Origin of the sequence: Mesorhizobium sp. C268A (assembly GCF_040324475.1) — a bacterium.
In the GTDB taxonomy this organism is placed as follows: domain Bacteria; phylum Pseudomonadota; class Alphaproteobacteria; order Rhizobiales; family Rhizobiaceae; genus Mesorhizobium.
Genome location: NZ_JAMYVX010000001.1, coordinates 1,578,064 through 1,596,820 on the forward strand (window position 1 = coordinate 1,578,064; position 18,757 = coordinate 1,596,820).

An 18,757-nucleotide genomic window follows, 5' to 3' on the forward strand; every position below is an offset into this window, starting at 1 on the left:
GGCACATTTGGCGCAATGATCGTCCAGATTCGATGGGCAAAGAGGTATCGTGTACCCACGCCAGTTTGACTTTTGTCGAGAGGCGTGAATAATGTCAGCCGAGGAGACGGCATGGCGATCCGACCGGCAGAACAGCTTATCCACAAGGCCGCATGGCTCTATTATGCCCATGGCCTGCGCCAGGACCAGGTCGCCAGCCAGCTTAACATCTCCCGCGCCTCGGTCGCCATGTATTTGCGCAAGGCGCGCGAGACCGGCATCGTCAACATCTCGACCTCGACGCAGCTGTTCACCGACGACGTGCTTGCGCGCCAGCTCGAGGACGCGCTCAAGCTTGATGCGGTGTGGATCGCGCCGGAGAATGCCTATGTCGTCGACCCTTCGACGGACGTTGCGGTGCTGGCGGCGGGCGTCTTTCTCGAACTGGTCAAGAAGGGCGACCGGATCGGCGTCGCCTGGGGCCGCACCGTCTACACCATCGCCGACGTCATGTCCTATGCCGACCTGCAGGACGTCACCGTTGTGCAGCTCTGCGGCAATCTCGGCGCGCCCTACTCCTACCGTCCCGACCAGTGCACGATGGAGATCGCCCGGCGGCTCAACGCCAAGGGCCTCAATTTCTACGCGCCGCTGGTGCTGACGACGGAATTGCTGGCGCATGGGCTGCGCGCCGAACCGGTGATCCGCGAACAACTGGCCGATATTGCCAACTGCGATCTGGCGCTCTATTCGGTCGGCACCGTCGATGGCGACAGCCATGTCGTCAAATGCGGCGCGCTCAGCCCCGGCGAGATGGGGCTGTTGCGCGAAGCGGGCGCCGCCGGCGTCGTTGCCGGCCAGATCATCGATGCCGCCGGCAAGGCGCTCGACTGCAGCTACAACCGCCGCGTCATCTCGGCCTCGCTGTCGTCACTGCGCCAGATCGAAAAGCGGCTGATGGTGGTGCAGGAAGACAGCAAGTTCGAACCGCTGCTCGCAGCACTCGCCGGCGGACTCTGCACGCATCTGGTCGTCGGCGCCGGCATGGCGCGGCGGCTGCTCGACCATGCCGGAGCCAGCGCGGGGGCAAAAAAGGCTTCCTGACAAACGAAATCCTTGCAGCGGCGCATTGTCATCAAGGCGTCGCGGCACTCCTGTTCACAGGAACATCAAGACAGCAAAGCGGACATAGCGACATGAAGAACCTTTGGAATGACGACGACGCGGAAAGACTTGTTGCCGACTATGCGAAAAAGGGCGTTGCCCGCGACCTCGCGCTGCGCGTCTACACGACCCGGCTGCTCGGCGGCGAGCCGCGGCTGGTGCTGCATGGCGGCGGCAACACCTCCTGCAAGACCAAGGCCACCGATTTCGTCGGCGACGAATGGGATGTGCTGTGCGTCAAGGGCAGCGGCTGGGACATGGGTGTGATCGAGCCGCAAGGCCTGCCGGCGGTCAAGCTAGGCCCGCTTTTGAAGGCGCGTGCGCTGGCCAGCCTCGCCGACGAGGACATGGTGGCGCTGCAGCGGGCGAACCTCATCGACCCCGCCTCCCCCAATCCGTCGGTCGAGACGCTGCTGCACGCCTTCCTGCCGCATAAATTCGTCGACCACACGCATTCGACCGCGATCCTCGCCATCGTCGACCAGGCGGACAGCAAGCCGCTGATCAAGACCATGTTCGGCGACAAGATGGGATACGTGCCCTATATCAAGCCCGGCTTCGACCTCGCCAAGGTGGCCGCCGATGTCTACGACGCCGACCCCAGCGTCGAAGGCCTGATCCTCGACAAGCATGGCATCTTCACCTTCGGCGACGATGCCAGGCAGGCTTACGACCGGATGATCCACTATGTGAACGTGGCCGAGGACTATGTCGCCAAGCACGGCAAGCCGCAGCCGGCCAAGGTCACGCTGCCGGCAAAGCTGGCGACGCCCGCGGCAATCGCGCCCATGCTGCGCGGCGCGGTGGCGGTATCGCGTGGCGAAGGCCGCTTCGATCGCATGATCAGCGACTTCCGCACCTCGGATGCCATTGTCGATTTCATCAATTCGGCCGGCATCGCCGACTATGCCGCACGCGGTGTGTCGACGCCGGACCTGTCGATCCGCATCAAGACCGGGCCGATGGCAGTTCCGGCGCCAGACGCCGACAAGGCCGGCGACTACAAGGCCGTCATCAAGAGCCATGTCGAGGCCTTCGCCAGCGACTATCGCGCGTATTTCGAAACCAACGACGCGCTGGACGACGTCGAGCGCACCATGCTCGACCCGATGCCGCGGCTGACGCTGGTGCCGGGCCTCGGCATGTTCGGCCATGGCCGCACGCTGAAGGATGCGAAGATCGCATCTGATGTCGGCGAGATGTGGATCGAGGCGGTGCGCGGCGCCGAGGCCGTCGGCAGCTTCCATCCTCTATCGAAGGCCGACCTCTTCCCGCTGGAGTACTGGTCGCTTGAGCAGGCCAAGCTCGCCTCCAACAAGCCGAAGCCGCTGACCGGCCAGGTGGTGCTGATCACTGGCGGCGCCGGCGCGATCGGTGCTGCGACGGCAAAACTGTTCGCCGCCAATGGCGCGCATGCCGTCGTCGTCGATCTCGATGCGGCCAGGGCGGCCGAGGCGGCAAAGGCAGCCGGCAACAATTCGATCGGCGTCGGCGCCGACATCACCAACCCGGCCGAGCTGCGCGCCGCCTTCGACAAAGCTGTCGCTGTCTATGGCGGCGTCGACATTCTGGTCTCCAACGCCGGTGGCGCCTGGGAAGGCCGCATCGGCGAGCTCGACGATGCCCTGCTGCGCAAGAGTTTCGAGCTCAACTTCTTCGCCCACCAGTCGGCGGCGCAGAACGCGGTGCGCATCATGCTGGAACAGGGCACCGGCGGTGTGTTGTTGTTCAACACCTCCAAGCAGGCGGTCAACCCGGGTCCGAAATTCGGCGCCTATGGTGTGCCGAAGGCGGCGACGCTATTCCTGTCCCGGCAATATGCGCTCGACTACGGCGCGCACGGCATCCGCTCCAATGCGGTCAACGCCGACCGCATCCGCTCCGGCCTGTTGACCGACGCCATGATCGCCAGCCGTTCCGGCGCGCGCGGCGTGTCGGAGAAGGAATACATGTCGGGCAATCTGCTCGGACAGGAGGTGACGGCAGAAGACGTGGCGCAGGCCTTCCTGCACCAAGCATTGGCCGAACGCACCACCGCCGATGTGACGACGGTCGACGGTGGCAACATCGCCGCAGCGCTGCGCTAGACATAGACCTGGAGCGGTTCATCGTTCACCAAAACGACGAACCGCTCTCCCACCTGAAGGACTCCAGGCGGAGAACTGCTTTTGCAGGTCGTGCTGAAAAACTGCTCGAACTGGTCAAAATCCACTCCAATCCTTGGCCTATTGCTCGACCACTTTAGGGCGCGCCTTGTGTTTCGCATGCGAGCTCCGACCCTGATCCTTGGTGGAGTTGTCGATGGCTGCGAAGAGACTTCGTGTCGGCTTGCTGTTCGGCGGGCGCTCCGCCGAGCATGAGGTGTCGCTGCTTTCGGCAACCAATGTCATAGCCGCGCTGGACCCAGCGAAATACGACGCCGTTCCCATCTTCGTCACCCGCGAAGGCCAATGGCTGCTGAGCAATTTCAAGGACGGCGCGCTGGCGACACCGTCTGATGGGACGCAGCTTTGCCTGGCGCCGGGCGGGCATGGGCGGATGCTGGCGATCCCCGCCAAGGGTGCGCCGCACGACCTGCCTGCCATCGAATATGGTGTTCCGGTACTGCACGCCTGCATGGCGAGGACGGCGCGGTGGCTGGTGCGAGTCGGGCGGTCATGATGCAGGGGCAGATTCCTAACAGATATTGTTAGACCTTGTTGGATGCATTATAATGTGGGTTATGAAAAACGAACCTATGCGCACCCTCACCATATCCCTCACCGCGCAGCAGATAGCTCGCCTGCAAAGCGCTATCGAAGGTGGCGGTTATGCTTCCAACAGCGAGATTGTCCGCGACGCCCTGCGCTTATGGGAGCAGCGCGAGGAATTGCGCACGCTCGAACTCCAGCACTTGAAGCGGGCCTATGCCGACGGGATGGGCAGCGGCAAGCCAGTGGCTGTCGACCCCACCGAGTTCATCGGCAGCCTGAAGGCAGAACGCCGCGCCCGTGGCTAGCTATAGGCTCACACCGCGCGCTTCGCAGGATTTGCGAGACATCTGGCACACCATCGCCGCCGACAATGAAAAGGCAGCAGACAGACTGTTGATGCGAATTTTCGAAAGACTGGAGCTGGCGGCGCAGCACCCCAAGATGGGCAGCGCACGGCCCGAGTTAAGCGCAACGGCCCGCGTGCTCGTCGAAGGCCGCTATATCATCATCTACGAGCCGCAGCCCGATGGTGTTATCGCTGTGGCGATTGTCCACGGGATGCGCGATCCAGACCCTTGGTTGTAGGCCGGCAGGCTTACGATCAATATGAAAAGAGCGGCCCATGCCGCCCTTCGCATCTATCAGATGTCCGATCCTACTTCGCGTTCGGGTTCGGCATCCAGGCCGGCATCGCGACATCGGCATGGGCGAATTGCGGCAGCTTGGCCGACAGGTCCTCCATGTTCTTGATGTCCTTGTCGATCAGGTCCTTCTGGGTGATCAGCGTCGGCGGCACGATGACGTTGTGGCCGGGATCTTCACCGGCGAGCAGCTGCGCCAGCGCGCGCACCGAGACCTGGCCGACGACGGCAGGGTTGGTGGCGGCGGTGGCGGCCCAGGCGCTGTCGGTCTCGCGCATGGCCGCGATGTCCGAGGTAGAGATGTCGGCGGAGTAGATCTTGATCTTCTTGTTCAGCCCCGCCTCGTCGACGGCGATCTTCACACCCTTGGCGAACTCGTCATAGGGCGCGAACATCACATTGATGTCGGGATGCGCCTGCAGCACCGAGCGCGCCTGGTTGGCGACCGAGTTGGCGATCGGGTTGTCGAGCGTGCCGAACATCGCGACTTCCTTGATGCCGGCATGTTTCTTCTTCACGTCGACCCAGGTCTCGTTGCGGCGGTCGAGCGGCGCGATGCCAGCGACATAGACATAGCCGGCGTTCCAGCTCTCGCCATTGTCCTTGACCGCCTGCTCGAGCGCCAGGCGCGCAAGGTCCTTGTCGGACTGTTCGATCTGCGGGATCTTGGGGTTTTCGACATTGACGTCGAAGGCGACGACCTTGATGCCGGCATCGACCGCGCGCTGGGCGGCGTCCTTCATCGATTCCGTCAGGCCGTGCTGGATGATGATGCCCTGCACGCCGAGTGCGATGGCCTGGTCGACCATGTCGGATTGAAGGGCGGCGTCCTGGCGGCTGTCGAGCACGCGCAGATCGATGCCGAGCGCCTTGGACTGGGACTCGACGCCCGAGAGATAGGCCTGGAAGAAATCGCCGGTCGAGAGATAGCGCACCAGCGCGATCTTGACGCCGGGCTTGTCGAACGGCGCCGGCTTGTCGGCGGCAAAGGCCGGGACCTGCATCAGCATTGTTGCGCCGGCCAATCCGAGCGCGACCTTCCCCAAAAGTCGTCTTGTGATGTTCACGTTCTTTCCTCCGTTTGTTGAACCCAAAACTGTCCCGGCAGCCATTCTATCTCCTGCCCCGGCCGGAAAGGGCGAAGGTAAAGACAAGGGCGACGACGAGAACCACGCCCTTGACGAAATCCTGCGTGTAGTAAGGCGCGTTCATCATCGTCAGGCCTTGCAGCAGGATGCCGACGAACAGCGCGCCGATGGCGGTGCCGAAGGCGTTCGGCTTGGCGGCGCCGAGCACCGCGTAGCCGATCAGCGCCGCGGCAACCGCATCGAGCAGCAGATTATTACCCGACGCGATGTCACCGCGTCCAAGCCGTGCGGCCAGCAAAATCCCGCCGATCGAGGCAAAAACTCCTGAAATGACGTAGGCCCAGATTTTGTATGCCTTGACAGGCGCGCCGGCGAGTTCGGCGGCCCGTTCATTGCTGCCCACGGCATACATCATGCGGCCGAAGCGTGTGTATTCGAGGAAGAACCAGATCAGCACGGCGAGCACGATCAGCACGACCACCGAGACCGGAATGAGGTTCGGGATGAAGAAGTCGAAGCGGTGGCGGCCGAGCGCCAGGAAGGCGTCGGAGAATTTGCCGTTGGCGACCGAGCCGTCCGGCATTGTCATACCGGTGGCGATGGAGCGTCCTTCAGTCGGGATGCGCTGGAGGCCGACGAGCAGGAACATCATGCCGAGCGTCGCCAGCAGATCGGGCACGCGCATATAGACGATCAGCCAGCCATTGATGAGGCCGACAAGGGCGCCGATGAGCAGGCAGATGAGGACAGCGACGACAACGTTCTGCTCCAGCACCACCATGACATAGGCAGCCGCCATCATGGCCGATGTGGCAACCGAGCCGATCGAGAGATCGAAGCCGCCGACAACCAGTGTGGCGGTGACGCCCAGCGCCAGCACGCCGGTGATGGCGACCGACTGGAAAATGAAGACGGCACTTTGCGGCGAGACGAACCCGTCGGCGGCGATGGCGAAATACGCGATCAGCCCGAACAGAAGCACGATGAACCCGTAGCGGATAGCGTAATCGCGCAGCGTCATTCAGCGCCCGCCGTCAATACCCAACTCAAACCCGTGCACTCCATTCCAACCCTCAGTTCTTCAATCATCGTGGCTCAGGCCGCACTGTGCAACGGCCCGCCCGCGACTTCGGCCAGCAGACGGTCGAGATCGACATCGGCGTTGCGGTGTTCGCCGACGATGGTCTGCTCGGACATCACCAATATGCGATCGGCCGTCTCCAGTGCCTCGTCGAGTTCGGTGACGAACAGCAGCGTGGCGCGGCCATTGGCGCTTGCCCTCAGCTTGGCGGCGATGTCGCGCCTGGCGGAGATATCGACGCCCTGGAACGGTTCGTCGAGAATGAACAATCGGGCGTCCTGCGCCATCCAGCGGGCCACCATCACCTTCTGCTGGTTGCCGCCCGACAGAGTGGTCATCTCGTCCTTCTCCGAGCGGCAGACGATGCCGAGATCCTCGATCTGCCGGCGGGCAATAGTGCGTTCAAGGCCGCGTTTGAGAACTGAAAAGCGCGACATGCGCCGCCGGCGTGTTTCTGGTCGCCAAGGACCGTGGCGAAAACGGCATCGTCGGCGGCTTCAACATCCAGGAAAACATCAGCCTGCCCTTCCACAAGCGCGATGGCTTCGCCGGTCGACGCGGGCGCATAGGGCTTGCCATATAAAGTCATCGTGCCGGACAGCGGCTTGCGCAGGCCGAACAGCGTCTCGGCGAGCGCCGTCTTGCCGACGCCGACGAGGCCGGTGATGGCAACGACCTCGCCGTCGCCGAGCGTCAGCGAGAATGGCCGGGCACCAGGGGCGATGCGCAAGGCATCGACGGTCAGGATCGGCTTGGCAGAACTCCTGGCTTCGATGCGGTCAAGATGGATCTTGCGGCCGAGCATGGCGTTAACGGCACCCTCATAGTCGAGAGGCTTGCTGTCGAAGACGCCTGAGATGACGCCATCGCGCATCGAGACGATGCGGTCGGCCAGCCGCCTGATATCCGACATGCGATGCGAGATGTAGAGGATGGCGACGCCCTGCTCACGCAAGCGGTCGAGCAGCGCAAACAGCCGGTCGGCCTCGGCGCTGGACAGCGACGAGGTCGGCTCGTCGAGGATCAGCACTTTCGGCTGGTGCGCCATGGCGCGCGCGATGGCCACCATCTGGCGATCGGCCAGCGACAGGTCGCTGATGCGGGCCTTGAGGTCGATGGCGAGCCCCATGCGGTCGGCCACCGCTTTGGCTTCGCGGCGCACCCGGCCGGGGTTGAACAGCAGCGGCGCGCCCTTGCCGCTCAGCCGGTCGAGCGTCAGATTGGTGGCGACATCGAGATCGGCGACGACGCCGTCATTGTTTGGTGCACGGTAACGACACCGGCGCGGATCGCCTCTGCCGGCGTGTTCGGCGCAAAGTTGCCGCCAGCGAGGTGCATGATGCCGCCGTCATGGTCGTAGACGCCGCTGATGATTTTGACGAGGGTGGACTTGCCGGCGCCGTTGGCGCCCATCAGCACAGTGATCTCACCGGCATGCAATTCGAGCGAGACGCCGCCAAGCACCTCGATATGGCCGAAGGATTTCCTCAGCCCGTCCACGCGGAACACGGCATCATTGCCCATTCGTTCCTCCCTGACGATGACGCTATGGGCTACGTCATCAATTGTCAACTCGATTGACAATTGCCAGTCAGCTTCCTAGCTTGGCCTCACCGCCATCGCTCCACTATGATTGGAGCGAGCAAGCGGGAGGGTGAGGAATGACTGCGAAATTGCCGTTTGAAGCACTGTCGGTGGAGACGCTTGCAACGCGCCTCGGTACGAACGAAGCGCTGTGCGCCAAAATCGGCAAGGGCCCTTGGAAGGTGCGCGAGGTCGGCGACGGCAATCTGAACCTCGTCTTCATCGTCGAAGGCGGCTCGGGTGCGGCGGTCGTCAAGCAAGCCCTGCCCTATGTTCGCCTCGTCGGCGACAGCTGGCCGCTGCCCTTGAAACGTTCCTTCTTCGAATATCACGCGCTGACGCGGCAAGAGGCGCGCGCGCCGGGTTCGGTGCCGGCGATCCTCCATTTCGACGAAGCCCAGGCGCTGATCATCATGGAATATCTGGCGCCGCCGCACATCATCCTGCGCCGTGCCCTGATCGACGGCCGCGAGTTGCCAAATATCGCCCGCGACATCGGCCTGTTCATGGCCCGCACTTTGTTCCGCGGCTCTGATCTCTCCATGCCCACCAAGGACCGCAAGGCCGACCTGGCGCTGTTTGCCGACAATGTCGAGCTCTGCGGCATCACCGAAGACCTGGTGTTTTCCGACCCATATTTCGATGCCAAGCTGAACCGGCATACGTCGCCGCAACTGGACGGCCTGGTTGCCGAACTGCGTGCCGACCGCGACCTCAAGGTCGAAGCGCAGCGGCTGAAGCATATCTTCGCCGCCAATGCCGAGACGCTGCTGCATGGCGACCTGCATTCGGGCTCGATCATGGTCACCGACACCGAGACGCGGATGATCGATCCGGAATTCGCCTTCTACGGTCCGATGGCCTTCGACGTCGGCATGCTGCTCGCCAATTTCTGGATGTCCTACTTCTCGCAGCGCGGCCATGAACAGAAGGGCAAGCGTGACGCCATGCGTGCCTATCTGCTCGGGGTGACCAACGACACCTGGACGGTGTTCCGCGCCGAGTTCTCGCATCTATGGCGCACCGAGCGCACCGGCATGCTTTACCAGAAGAGCCTGTTCGAGGATCAGGGCGACATTCTCGCCTCGGAGCAGGCGCTCGACCATGTGCTGCACCAGATCTGGACCGACCTCTTGGGCTTTGCCGGCATCGAGGTGCACCGGCGCATCCTCGGCCTCGCCCACAATGCCGATTTCGAGACCATCGAGGACGAGGATCTGCGAGCCTCCTGCGAGGCCAAGGCGCTGAAATTCGGCCGTCACATCGCCGTCAACCGGCGCCAGATTCACGGCATGGACGAGGTCAATAATCTGGCCGCTTTGATCGAACGGGAGAGCAGGATTTGAACGTCGGCGAGCGCCACTACCGCACCATCTGGCTGAGCGACGACCAGCGTTCGGTCGAGATCATCGACCAGCGCTGGCTGCCGCACGAGTTCCGGGTCGAGACGATCGGGAGCGTTGCCGGCATCGCCACCGCGATCCGTGACATGTGGGTTCGTGGCGCGCCGCTGATCGGCGTCACCGCGGCCTACGGCGTCGCCATCCAGATGGCGGACGATCCGTCTGACGAAGCGCTCGACGCGGTCTGGGAGACGCTGCACAAGACGCGGCCGACTGCGATCAATCTACGCTGGGCGCTGGACGAGATGCGGCGGTTCCTCAGGCCGATCGTATTGGGACAGCGCGCGGAGGCGGCCTATAAGCGCGCTGCCGAAATCGCCGACGAGGATGTCGATCTCAATCGCGCCATCGGCGAGAACGGGCTTGCCATCATCAAGGAGATCGCGGCACGCAAGAAGCCGGGCGAGCCGGTCAACATCCTCACCCACTGCAACGCCGGTTGGCTGGCGACGGTCGATTACGGCACCGCCACGTCGCCGATCTATCTCGCCGTCGAGGCCGGCATTCCGGTCCATGTCTATGTCGACGAGACGCGCCCGCGCAACCAGGGCGCCCAGCTGACCGCCTGGGAGATGGCCGGCCACGGCGTGCCGCACACGCTGATCGTCGACAATGCCGGCGGCCATCTGATGCAGCGTGGCGCGGTCGACATGGTGATCGTGGGCACCGACCGCACCACGGCCAATGGCGACGTCTGCAACAAGATCGGCACCTATCTCAAGGCGCTCGCCGCCTCCGATAATGAGGTGCCCTTCTACGTCGCTCTGCCCTCGCCGACCATCGACTGGACGGTGGGTGATGGCCTGACCGAAATCCCGATCGAGGAACGCTCCGGTGACGAGGTGTCGCTGGTCTGGGGCAAGACGGCGGACGGCAAGATTGCGCAGGTGCGGGTTTCGCCCGAAGCGACGCCGGCGGCCAATCCGGCGTTCGATGTGACGCCGGCACGGCTCGTGACGGGGCTGATCACCGAGCGCGGTGTGGCCAAGGCTTCGCGCGAAGGGTTGAAGGCGATGTTCCCCGAACGCGGATAATCTCCCCCCTTGAAGGGGAGATGTCGCCAAAGGCGACAGAGGGGGTCGGTGCGTCCTGAAGCGTTGACTTTCATCTGCCGCAAGGAGGTCGCACCCAGTCGAACCGACCCCCTCTGGCCTGCCGGCCATCTCCCCTCATGGGGGGAGATTAGCGCCTCACCGGCTGGCTACCGAATTTCGGCCATGCAACAAGAATTGCGGCCTCGATGGCCGCTGACGGTTGCGGTTCTGGCGAAATCCGGCCAGAAGCATCTAGGCCGGCAACCGGCCGGCCCGCGACGTTGCGCTTGAAACCAGATACGGGAGACTATTGGGTGGCTCGCATAACACTGAGACAATTGCTCGACCACGCCGCCGAATACGGCTACGGCGTACCCGCCTTCAACATGAACAATATGGAACAGGGCCTCGCCATCATGGAGGCGGCCGAGGAGACCAAGTCGCCGGTCATCCTGCAGGCCAGCCGCGGCGCCCGCGCCTACGCCAATGATGTGGTGCTGGCCAAGCTGATCGACGCGCTGGTCGAAATCCACCCCGACATCCCGGTCTGCATGCATCTCGACCATGGCAACAACGAAGCCACCTGCGTCACCGCCATCCAGTACGGCTTCACCTCGGTGATGATGGACGGCTCGCTGAAAGAGGACGGCAAGACGCCGGCCGACTATGCCTACAATTCCGGCATCACCCGGCGCGTCGTCGACATGGCGCATTGGGGCGGCGTGTCGGTGGAAGGCGAGATCGGTGTGCTCGGTTCGCTTGAGAGCGGCGGCGGCGAGCAGGAAGACGGCCACGGCGTCGAAGGCGCCATCAGCCACGACCAGCTCTTGACCGATCCGGAACAGGCGGTCGAGTTCGTCAAGGACACCCATGTCGATGCGCTGGCTGTCGCCATGGGCACCAGCCACGGCGCCTACAAATTCTCACGCAAGCCGGACGGCGCGGTGCTGGCGATGAACGTCATCGAGGAAATCCACCGCCGCCTGCCCAACATGCATCTGGTCATGCACGGCTCGTCCTCGGTGCCCGAGGACCTGCAGGAAATCATCAATAGATATGGCGGCCAGATGAAGCCGACCTGGGGCGTGCCGGTGGAAGAGATCCAGCGCGGCATCAAGCACGGCGTGCGCAAGATCAACATCGACACCGACAACCGCATGGCGCTGACCGGCGCCATCCGCAAGGTGCTGACCGAAAACCCGAGCGAGTTCGATCCGCGCAAATACCTGACGCCGGCCATGGCCGCGATGCGCAAACTGTGCAAGGAGCGCTTCGAGCAGTTCGGCACCGCCGGCAATGCCCAGAAGATCAAGCCGCTGCCGGTAGCTGAGATGGCCAAGCGCTACAAGTCGGGCAGCCTTGATCCGAAGTTTGGGTGAAGTCCCCTGGCGCCTCTTCCTTCTCCCCTTGTGGGGAAGAAAGAAGAGCTATTGACATAAAAAAGGCCGGGCGCGAAAGCAGCCCGGCCAAAAGAAGGTCAAGAACCTTCAGAGGGGAACACCGTTCGGTGGAATGGGAGGAAACCGCCGAACGATAATTCCTATATGCGCGCATTCGCTGCGGTTGGCGACGAACGGCTTTCTAAAACAATGCGGGATGCGGAAATTTCGTTCTTGTCTTCCAAGATTTCAGCCGGCTGAGCGCCGGTTTCCAGGAGATCGGCGTAGTGCCGGCGCGCCACGTCGGGATGCGAGCGCAGGCGGCTCTTCAGCACATTGGTACCGACATTGCGAAACAGCGGATTGTCGGGATCGCTGGCCGGACCCCGCGCCTCGGCCGCCAGTTCCTCGGGCAGGTTGAGCAGCGGGATCGTGGCGTCGAGCCGGGCGCTGAAGAAGAAGGGCACCGAAATCCGCTCGACACCGGCCGGTGGCGTTACCACGCGGTGGACCGTTGCTCTCAGATACCCGTTGGAGGCCAGCTCGAGCAGTTCGCCGATGTTGATCACCAGCGTGTCGGGCAGCGGATCGACGTCGACCCAGGCACCGTCATATTCGACCTGCAGCCCCTTGCTCTCGTCCTGCAACAGAAGCGTCAGGAAACCGCCATCCTTGTGCGCGCCGACGCCTTGGTTGTCGCCGGTGGCGTCGCGGCCGGGGTAGCGCACGATCTTCATGCGATGGTTGGGCTCGGCCCGGTAGACGGGATCGAAGGCGTCCTCGGCCTGATCGAGCGACAAAGCGAAGGCCCGGAGCAGCCGGATCGCCACCGCCGTCGCCTTGGCCTGCCATGCGAGTAGCGCCGGCTTCAGCTCGGGCAGCGTGGCCGGCCACTGGTTGGGCCCTTGCAGCCGCGTCCAGGCGGGCACGCCGGGGCCTTGTTCGATGGCCGGGCGTTCGACGCCGATGTCGAGCTGTTCGCGCCAGTCGGCCTTGCCTTTGGTCAGCTCGCCGCCGGCGCGCGTATAGCCGCGGAACTGCGAGGACTTCACCATTTCGATCGCCAGTTTGTCGGCTTCCGGCAAGGCAAAGAACCGGCGCGAGGCGTCGAGCACTTCTGCGGTATCCGCAGCCGATATGCCGTGGCCGGTCAAATAGAAGAAGCCGACATCGCGCGCGGCCGTGCGCAGGTCGAAGAGAAACGTTCGCCGCTCGGAAGCGCCCTGTTCGAGACGGCCGAGATCAAGCACGGGTACGATCCTGGGCATGGTCAAGCTCCTTGTTCCGCTGTCACGGTGGCACGCAGGCCGGTCCGATCAAAGCAACGCGCAATCCAATCTCGGCGCCGATAGAGAAAGCCGGCGCTGCGTTTGGCAGCCTGCCGGCAAATAACGTTCGTGGCGCTCATCCGCGCCGGTCCAGCCTGGCGACCAGCCGGTCACCGACCCACTGGATGCCGCAAACGAGGATGATCAGCACAATGACCACGGCGACCATGACGCTGGTCTCAAAACGCTGGTAGCCGTAGCGGATGGCGAGGTCGCCAAGCCCGCCGGCACCGATGGCGCCGGCCATGGCCGAGGCGCCGATCAGGGTCACCAGCGTCACCGTGAAACCAGCAACGATGCCGGGCAAAGCTTCGGGCACCAGCACCTCACGGATGATCGTCCAGCGGTTGCCGCCCATGGCGCGCGCCGCCTCGATCAGGCCGCGATCGACCTCGCGCAGCGACACTTCGGCGATGCGGGCATAGTAGGGCGTCGCCGCAATCGACAACGGCACGATCGCCGCCCAGGTGCCGATCGAGGTGCCGACGATCAGCCGCGTCACCGGGATCAGCGCCACCAGAAGGATGATGAAAGGCACCGAGCGGAAGCCGTTGATGACGGCGCCGAGCGCGCGGTTCACCCACAGGCTTTCGGCAATGCCGCCGCGCTCGGTGGCAATCAATGCCAGGCCGAGCGGCAGCCCGAAGACGAGCGAGATGAGGCCCGATGCCGCCGTCATCAGGACCGTCTCCCAGATCGAGCGCAGCAGAAGTTCAAACAGAACCGGCGACATGGCCAAGCACCTCCACCCGTGCGTCGCGGGCCTTCAGGAATGCGATTACTTTGGACAGATGTTTCGGATCGTTGCCCGCGACCGCAAGGAACAGCGTGCCGACCGGCTGCTGCTGGACATGGTCGATGCCACCATGGACGAGGCGGAACCGTCCCGGCACGGCCACCGCAAGATCGGACAGCAGCGGACCGCGCGCGGCCTCACCTGCGACGTCGACCCTGAGGATGAGCTCGGCGCCGCCTCCGGGAGCAAGCCGGCCGGCAATCTCGGCCGGCAGTTGCGGGCGGATGCCGCCGAGCAGGCTCCTGGTGATTTCGGAACGCGGCTCGGCAAAGACCGACCACACCGGGCCTTGTTCGACGATGCGCCCGGCATCGATCACCGCGACGCGGTCGGCGATCGAGCGGATCACCTCCATCTCGTGGGTGATGAGCAGGATGGTGAGGCCGAGCTGCCGGTTGATGTCTTTCAGCAAGGCCAGGATGGAGCGCGTCGTCTCCGGATCGAGCGCTGAGGTCGCCTCGTCGGACAGCAGCAGCGCCGGCCGCGCGGCCAGCGCCCTGGCGATGCCGACGCGCTGCTTCTGGCCGCCCGACAGCGAGGACGGATAGGCCTTCGCCTTCTCCGACAGGCCGACGAGGTCGAGCAATTCGGCGGCGCGCGCCAGCCGTTCGGCCTTTGGGCGGCCCTCGATCTTCAGCGGCAGCGCGACATTGTCCTCCACGGTCTTGGCCGACAGCAGATTGAAGTGCTGGAAGATCATGCCGATGCGACGCCGCAGCGGCTGCAATTCACGCTCGCCGAGCCGGCCGATCTCGCGGCCCTCGATGAAGACGTCGCCGGAGTCCGGCCGCTCCAGCCCGTTGAGGCAGCGGATCAGCGTCGACTTGCCGGCGCCGCTGCGGCCGATGATGCCGAGGATCTCGCCCTTGCGCACCGTCAGCGAGACGCCGTCGAGCGCAGGCGTCGCGCCAAAGCGGCGCTTGAGGTCGACCAGGCGTACGACATCTTCTTGCCCGGCCGATATATTGACCGGACCGGATGCCTCGGCCGTGACGTGCTGGTTCATCTCACTGTCCGTTTCAACGCTCGACAAATGCGACAGCGGCCCGCTCAACAGCGGGCCGCCTGCTCCTGACAACCAGGCGCCAATCAATAGGCGCTGATCCCGGTGCCCTTGTAGACCTTGTCGAACTCGGCCTTGACCGCCTCGTTCTGGTAGGACGCGACCAGCGTCTTCACCCACGCCTCGTTCTCGTTGCCGGATTTCACGGCGATGAAGTTGCGGTAGGGGTTGTCGGCCACTGGCTCCTGGGCGATGCGGTTGTCCGGGCCGAGACCGCTCTTCAGCGCCCAGTCGGTGTTGACGACAGCCGCGTCGAGATCCTCGACCGAGCGGCCGACAATGCCGGCGTCCAGTTCCTTGATGACGACCTTCTTAGGGTTCTCGGCAATGTCGGCGGTGGTCGCCAGGATGCCGGTGCCGTCCTTCAGCTTGATCACGCCTTCGTTCTGCAGAACGCGCAACGCGCGGCCCTCATTCGAGGGGTCGTTGGGCAAGCCGATGACGGCGCCTTCGGGCAGGTCGGCAACCTTGGTGTATTTCTTGGAGTAGAGGCCGATCGGCCAGACGCCGGTGTAGCCGACGCGCACGATGTGGTACCCTTGGGTCTTGATCTGGTTGTCGAGATAGGGCTGGTGCTGGAAGGCGTTGGCGTCGATCTCGCCGCGCTCGAGCGCCTCGTTGGGCTGGGTGTAGTCGTTGAACACCACGGTCTCGACGGTCAGGCCTTTTTCGGCGGCCTGGGCGACGACGACGCGCCAGACATCCTCATCCTCGCCGCTGATGATGCCGACCTTGATAGACTTCTTGTCCTCGGCGAAGGACGGCGTCGGCTGAGCCAGACCGGCAAGCGTGACGGCCGAGGCAAAAAGTGCCGCAAGGGCAGCTCGCCGGCTGATGGCTGAAAAAAGAAGAGAGCTGGAAGCGTTTCCGCGTTCGGACATTGTCGATCCCTCGTAATCCTGAAGTCATTGCGGCGAGGTGGAATACCAAGCCTTGACGACATCATCGGCAATGCTGCTTGCCGGATCAAAGAACCGCATTTCTTCTCAAACACGAAGCCGGGAATATTCTCTCAAAGATTTCGCAATTGCGAGAACGGTCACGCCGGACCGGTCAGAATGTCTCGACAAAGGGCCGCAGCTCGACCTCGAAGCTCCAGGCGCTGCGATGCTGGCGATGGGTCGCGAGATAGGTCTGCGCGATCGCATCGGGCGACAGCTGGCTGTCCGGTCGCTCGGGCTTCGTCCCGACCGGCTCGATCTGGCCGTCGATAATGAAATGGGCGACATGGATGTTCTTCGGGAAGAGTTCGCGCGCCATCGACTGAGCCAGACCGCGCAGGCCGAATTTCGGCATGGCAAAGCCGGCGGAGTTGGGAAAGCCCTTGATGCTGGCGGAGGCGCCGGTGAAAAGAATCGAACCGGAGCCGCGCGCAAGCAGCCGCCGCGCCGCTTGCTGGCCGACCAGGAAGCCGCCATAGGCGCCGACAAGCAAGGCTTGTTTGACCGCATCGGGATCGACCTCGGCGATCGGGCCGCGCGTGCGGCCGCTGGCATTGAAGACGGCAAGGGCCAGCGGGCCTTGCTTGTCGGCGGCGTCAAACAGGCCGGCGACGGAGGCCGGATCGGCGACGTCGGTTTCGACGGCCAGCGCGCCGGTTTCCCCGACCAGCGCCGCGAGTTTGGCCGTGTTGCGGGCGGCCAGCACCACACGATAGCCTTCCGTGGTGAGAAGGCGTGCCAAAGAGGCGCTCAGGCCCGCACCCGCGCCGGCGATCACTGCGACTTCGGATGCCATGTCGTTTCTCCTTGGCGATGACGTGTTCGTCTCATAGCTGGCGTCTTGAGCGGCGAGACGCAAGAACGGCGTTGCTCGATTTTCGCTGTTCGGTGAAAAACCCTGCCGGCAGGTTCGGAGCAATCGACCGCGGCCAGGGTCTTGCCTGGCGAGACAATCCGTCCGACAGGTGATTGCGTTGGAATCGCAAACGGTGTCGCAAGGGAGTCGACCGTGGAACCAATCTGGGCCGTCGGCCTGATGACCGGCACCGTGCTTGACGGCAATATCGACGTGGCGCTGATCAAGACCGATGGCGAGCGGATCGCCGATTTCGGCACCTATACGCTGGCCCCCTACCCCGCAGCGATCCGTGCCTTGCTGGAGGAGACGCTGCGTCAGGCCCGGGTGTGGAATTTCGACGGGCCCGAGCCGGCGATCTTTGCCGAAGCCGAGGAGGCGCTGACGCGGGCGCAGTCGGCGGCGGTGAAGGACCTTGTCGAAAGCTACGGCCTGACCATAGGCGATATCGGCGTGGTCGGTTTTCACGGCCAAACCGTGCTGCATCGTGCCCCGCAACCCGGGCGGCGCGGCGATACGCGCCAGTTGGGCGATGGCGCGCTGATGCATTCGATCCTGGGCGCCAAGGTCGCCTATGATTTCCGCTCGGACGATGTGCGCGCTGGCGGCCAGGGCGCACCACTGGCGGCTGCCTACCACGCGGCGCTTTTGAGGGAAGCCGACGCCAGCGGGGACACCGCTGTGCTCAATCTCGGCGGTGTCGGCAACGTCACTTGGTGGGACGGCAAGGACAACATCGTCGCCTTCGACACTGGCCCGGCCAACGCGCCGCTCAACGATTTCATCAAGGCAAACGGCCTCGGCGAGATGGACCGCGACGGCGCACTGGGCGCGGCCGGCACCGTCGATGAAGTGCGGCTGGCCAAATTGCTCCAGCATCCGTATCTGACCAAGCCCTATCCGAAATCGCTCGACCGTTTCGACTTCGGCGCCGCCATGGCCGACGGCCTCAGCGCAGAGGATGGGGCGGCGACGCTGACGGCCTTCACCGTCTCGGCCGTCGGCAAGGCGCTCGATTTGTTGCCGCGCCGGCCGAAGCGCCTAGCGGTCAGTGGCGGCGGCCGCCGCAACCCGACGATGATGGCGATGCTGGCGAGGCGCGCCAACGTCGAGGTGGTGCAGGCCGAGACACTGGGCTGGAAAGGCGATGCGGTGGAGGCCGAATGCTTTGCCTTCCTTGCCGTGCGCGTGCTGCGCGGCCTGCCGATCAGCTTTCCCAGCACCACCGGCGTGCCGCGGCCGATGCAAGGCGGGCGGCTGGCAGGTTAGAGCTTCTTCTGCAGGAAGATGCGGCTGCGGCCGATGGGAAAGTCAGGCAGCTCGCCGAAACGCCGGTAGCCTTGCCGCTCATAGACTTTGGCCGCTGTCGGATTGAACGTGTCGATCCAGGCGGTCTGGCAGCCCCGGGCGACTGCTTCGCGCTCGGCAGCGTCCAGCATGTCGCCGGCCATATGCTGGCCGCGCAGGCGTTCGTCGACCCACAGCCATTGCACATAGAGCCAGCCCCAGGCGGTGTATCCCGAAATGCCGGCGACGACAGCGCCGTGCTCGTCACGAACGAAGACCGCGATCGGCTTGCGGCCGGAGGGGCCGACATCGCCGTCATTGAACGCCGTCAGCCGCTCGGCCAGGAAGGCGAGGTCGTCTGACGAGGGGTCGGCAGTGGTTTCAAGCGTCGTCTTCATCCGGGCGGGGCTCGCATGGCAAGCCAAGCTCTAGCGAAGGAC

16 protein-coding genes and 2 pseudogenes are annotated in these 18,757 nt (G+C 64.1%); 9 read left to right on the top strand and 9 right to left on the bottom strand.

Going from position 1 to position 18,757, the window contains the following annotated elements:
- Positions 1 to 111: 111 nt before the first annotated feature.
- The 5 genes and pseudogenes from NKL06_RS07875 (at position 112) to NKL06_RS07895 (ending at position 4,421) form a co-directional block, all read left to right on the top strand.
- Positions 112 to 1,083 (top strand): sugar-binding transcriptional regulator, encoded by a 972-nt coding sequence (locus NKL06_RS07875; protein WP_023692168.1) that lies wholly within the window; start codon positions 112 to 114, stop codon positions 1,081 to 1,083.
- 92 nt (positions 1,084 to 1,175) lie between these two features.
- Entirely contained in the window at positions 1,176 to 3,230 is a 2,055-nt protein-coding gene (locus NKL06_RS07880) for a bifunctional aldolase/short-chain dehydrogenase (protein ID WP_023692169.1), read from the top strand.
- Positions 3,231 to 3,444: 214 nt separating this feature from the next.
- Positions 3,445 to 3,791, top strand: a pseudogene (locus NKL06_RS07885) (D-alanine--D-alanine ligase A); the annotation flags it as partial.
- Positions 3,792 to 3,865: 74 nt separating this feature from the next.
- On the top strand, positions 3,866 to 4,141 hold the full coding sequence (locus NKL06_RS07890) for a ribbon-helix-helix domain-containing protein (protein ID WP_023668569.1): 276 nt from the start codon (positions 3,866 to 3,868) through the stop codon (positions 4,139 to 4,141).
- Positions 4,134 to 4,421, top strand: coding sequence for a type II toxin-antitoxin system RelE/ParE family toxin (locus tag NKL06_RS07895; RefSeq protein WP_023692172.1), 288 nt, complete (start codon positions 4,134 to 4,136; stop codon positions 4,419 to 4,421). Before NKL06_RS07890 ends, NKL06_RS07895 begins: the two co-directional genes overlap by 8 nt.
- 70 nt (positions 4,422 to 4,491) lie before the next feature.
- Here NKL06_RS07895 and NKL06_RS07900 read toward each other — a convergent pair whose 3' ends face one another.
- The 3 genes and pseudogenes from NKL06_RS07900 to NKL06_RS07910 all read right to left on the bottom strand — a co-directional run bounded on the left by NKL06_RS07900 (position 4,492) and on the right by NKL06_RS07910 (position 8,170).
- On the bottom strand, positions 4,492 to 5,544 hold the full coding sequence (locus NKL06_RS07900; protein ID WP_023692173.1) for a substrate-binding domain-containing protein: 1,053 nt from the start codon (positions 5,542 to 5,544) through the stop codon (positions 4,492 to 4,494).
- Between the two features lie 46 nt (positions 5,545 to 5,590).
- Positions 5,591 to 6,586 (bottom strand): ABC transporter permease, encoded by a 996-nt coding sequence (locus NKL06_RS07905; protein WP_023668572.1) that lies wholly within the window; start codon positions 6,584 to 6,586, stop codon positions 5,591 to 5,593.
- Positions 6,587 to 6,660: 74 nt separating this feature from the next.
- Positions 6,661 to 8,170, bottom strand: a pseudogene (locus NKL06_RS07910) (sugar ABC transporter ATP-binding protein).
- A gap of 137 nt (positions 8,171 to 8,307) precedes the next feature.
- On the opposite strand from NKL06_RS07910, the gene mtnK reads away from it, so the two are divergent.
- The 3 genes from mtnK to fba all read left to right on the top strand — a co-directional run bounded on the left by mtnK (position 8,308) and on the right by fba (position 12,046).
- The gene (gene mtnK / locus NKL06_RS07915; protein ID WP_023668574.1) at positions 8,308 to 9,576 is read left to right on the top strand and encodes an S-methyl-5-thioribose kinase; all 1,269 of its coding nucleotides are present in this window, start codon (positions 8,308 to 8,310) and stop codon (positions 9,574 to 9,576) included.
- Positions 9,573 to 10,667 (top strand): S-methyl-5-thioribose-1-phosphate isomerase, encoded by a 1,095-nt coding sequence (gene mtnA / locus NKL06_RS07920; RefSeq protein ID WP_023668575.1) that lies wholly within the window; start codon positions 9,573 to 9,575, stop codon positions 10,665 to 10,667. Before mtnK ends, mtnA begins: the two co-directional genes overlap by 4 nt.
- A gap of 314 nt (positions 10,668 to 10,981) precedes the next feature.
- Positions 10,982 to 12,046 (top strand): class II fructose-bisphosphate aldolase, encoded by a 1,065-nt coding sequence (gene fba / locus NKL06_RS07925; RefSeq protein ID WP_023687044.1) that lies wholly within the window; start codon positions 10,982 to 10,984, stop codon positions 12,044 to 12,046.
- 161 nt (positions 12,047 to 12,207) lie between these two features.
- Here the strand turns inward: fba and NKL06_RS07930 are convergent, their stop codons facing one another.
- The 5 genes from NKL06_RS07930 to NKL06_RS07950 all read right to left on the bottom strand — a co-directional run bounded on the left by NKL06_RS07930 (position 12,208) and on the right by NKL06_RS07950 (position 16,970).
- The gene (locus tag NKL06_RS07930; RefSeq protein WP_023687043.1) at positions 12,208 to 13,314 is read right to left on the bottom strand and encodes an isopenicillin N synthase family dioxygenase; all 1,107 of its coding nucleotides are present in this window, start codon (positions 13,312 to 13,314) and stop codon (positions 12,208 to 12,210) included.
- 136 nt (positions 13,315 to 13,450) lie between these two features.
- Positions 13,451 to 14,107, bottom strand: coding sequence for a methionine ABC transporter permease (locus tag NKL06_RS07935; protein ID WP_023668578.1), 657 nt, complete (start codon positions 14,105 to 14,107; stop codon positions 13,451 to 13,453).
- Entirely contained in the window at positions 14,088 to 15,176 is a 1,089-nt protein-coding gene (locus NKL06_RS07940) for a methionine ABC transporter ATP-binding protein (protein WP_023687042.1), read from the bottom strand. The genes NKL06_RS07935 and NKL06_RS07940 overlap by 20 nt, the downstream gene beginning before the upstream one ends.
- Before the next feature lie 83 nt (positions 15,177 to 15,259).
- Complete coding sequence (locus NKL06_RS07945) at positions 15,260 to 16,114, bottom strand: MetQ/NlpA family lipoprotein (RefSeq protein ID WP_023668580.1); 855 nt, start codon at positions 16,112 to 16,114, stop codon at positions 15,260 to 15,262.
- A gap of 172 nt (positions 16,115 to 16,286) precedes the next feature.
- The gene (locus NKL06_RS07950) at positions 16,287 to 16,970 is read right to left on the bottom strand and encodes an SDR family NAD(P)-dependent oxidoreductase (protein ID WP_023668581.1); all 684 of its coding nucleotides are present in this window, start codon (positions 16,968 to 16,970) and stop codon (positions 16,287 to 16,289) included.
- A 213-nt stretch (positions 16,971 to 17,183) separates the two neighbouring features.
- Here NKL06_RS07950 and NKL06_RS07955 point away from each other — a divergent pair, with 213 nt between their 5' ends.
- Positions 17,184 to 18,299, top strand: a complete 1,116-nt coding sequence (locus tag NKL06_RS07955; RefSeq protein ID WP_023709179.1) for an anhydro-N-acetylmuramic acid kinase — start codon at positions 17,184 to 17,186, stop codon at positions 18,297 to 18,299.
- On the opposite strand, the gene NKL06_RS07960 is transcribed toward NKL06_RS07955, so the two are convergent.
- Positions 18,296 to 18,715 carry a GNAT family N-acetyltransferase gene (locus NKL06_RS07960; protein ID WP_023692175.1) on the bottom strand — a complete coding sequence of 140 codons (420 nt, stop codon included), beginning with the start codon at positions 18,713 to 18,715 and terminating at the stop codon, positions 18,296 to 18,298. The genes NKL06_RS07955 and NKL06_RS07960 overlap by 4 nt on opposite strands.
- Positions 18,716 to 18,757: the final 42 nt, after the last annotated feature.

What these genes read in the sequence shown, in the direction of transcription:
- NKL06_RS07940 (WP_023687042.1), bottom strand. Translation starts at nt 15,176, where the DNA reads ATGAACCAGCACGTCACGGCCGAGGCATCCGGTCCGGTCAATATATCG.
- NKL06_RS07930 (WP_023687043.1), bottom strand. Translation starts at nt 13,314, where the DNA reads ATGCCCAGGATCGTACCCGTGCTTGATCTCGGCCGTCTCGAACAGGGC.
- NKL06_RS07950 (WP_023668581.1), bottom strand. Translation starts at nt 16,970, where the DNA reads ATGGCATCCGAAGTCGCAGTGATCGCCGGCGCGGGTGCGGGCCTGAGC.
- NKL06_RS07935 (WP_023668578.1), bottom strand. Translation starts at nt 14,107, where the DNA reads ATGTCGCCGGTTCTGTTTGAACTTCTGCTGCGCTCGATCTGGGAGACG.
- NKL06_RS07945 (WP_023668580.1), bottom strand. Translation starts at nt 16,114, where the DNA reads ATGTCCGAACGCGGAAACGCTTCCAGCTCTCTTCTTTTTTCAGCCATC.
- NKL06_RS07875 (WP_023692168.1), top strand. Translation starts at nt 112, where the DNA reads ATGGCGATCCGACCGGCAGAACAGCTTATCCACAAGGCCGCATGGCTC.
- mtnK (WP_023668574.1), top strand. Translation starts at nt 8,308, where the DNA reads ATGACTGCGAAATTGCCGTTTGAAGCACTGTCGGTGGAGACGCTTGCA.
- NKL06_RS07880 (WP_023692169.1), top strand. Translation starts at nt 1,176, where the DNA reads ATGAAGAACCTTTGGAATGACGACGACGCGGAAAGACTTGTTGCCGAC.
- NKL06_RS07890 (WP_023668569.1), top strand. Translation starts at nt 3,866, where the DNA reads ATGAAAAACGAACCTATGCGCACCCTCACCATATCCCTCACCGCGCAG.
- NKL06_RS07960 (WP_023692175.1), bottom strand. Translation starts at nt 18,715, where the DNA reads ATGAAGACGACGCTTGAAACCACTGCCGACCCCTCGTCAGACGACCTC.
- NKL06_RS07905 (WP_023668572.1), bottom strand. Translation starts at nt 6,586, where the DNA reads ATGACGCTGCGCGATTACGCTATCCGCTACGGGTTCATCGTGCTTCTG.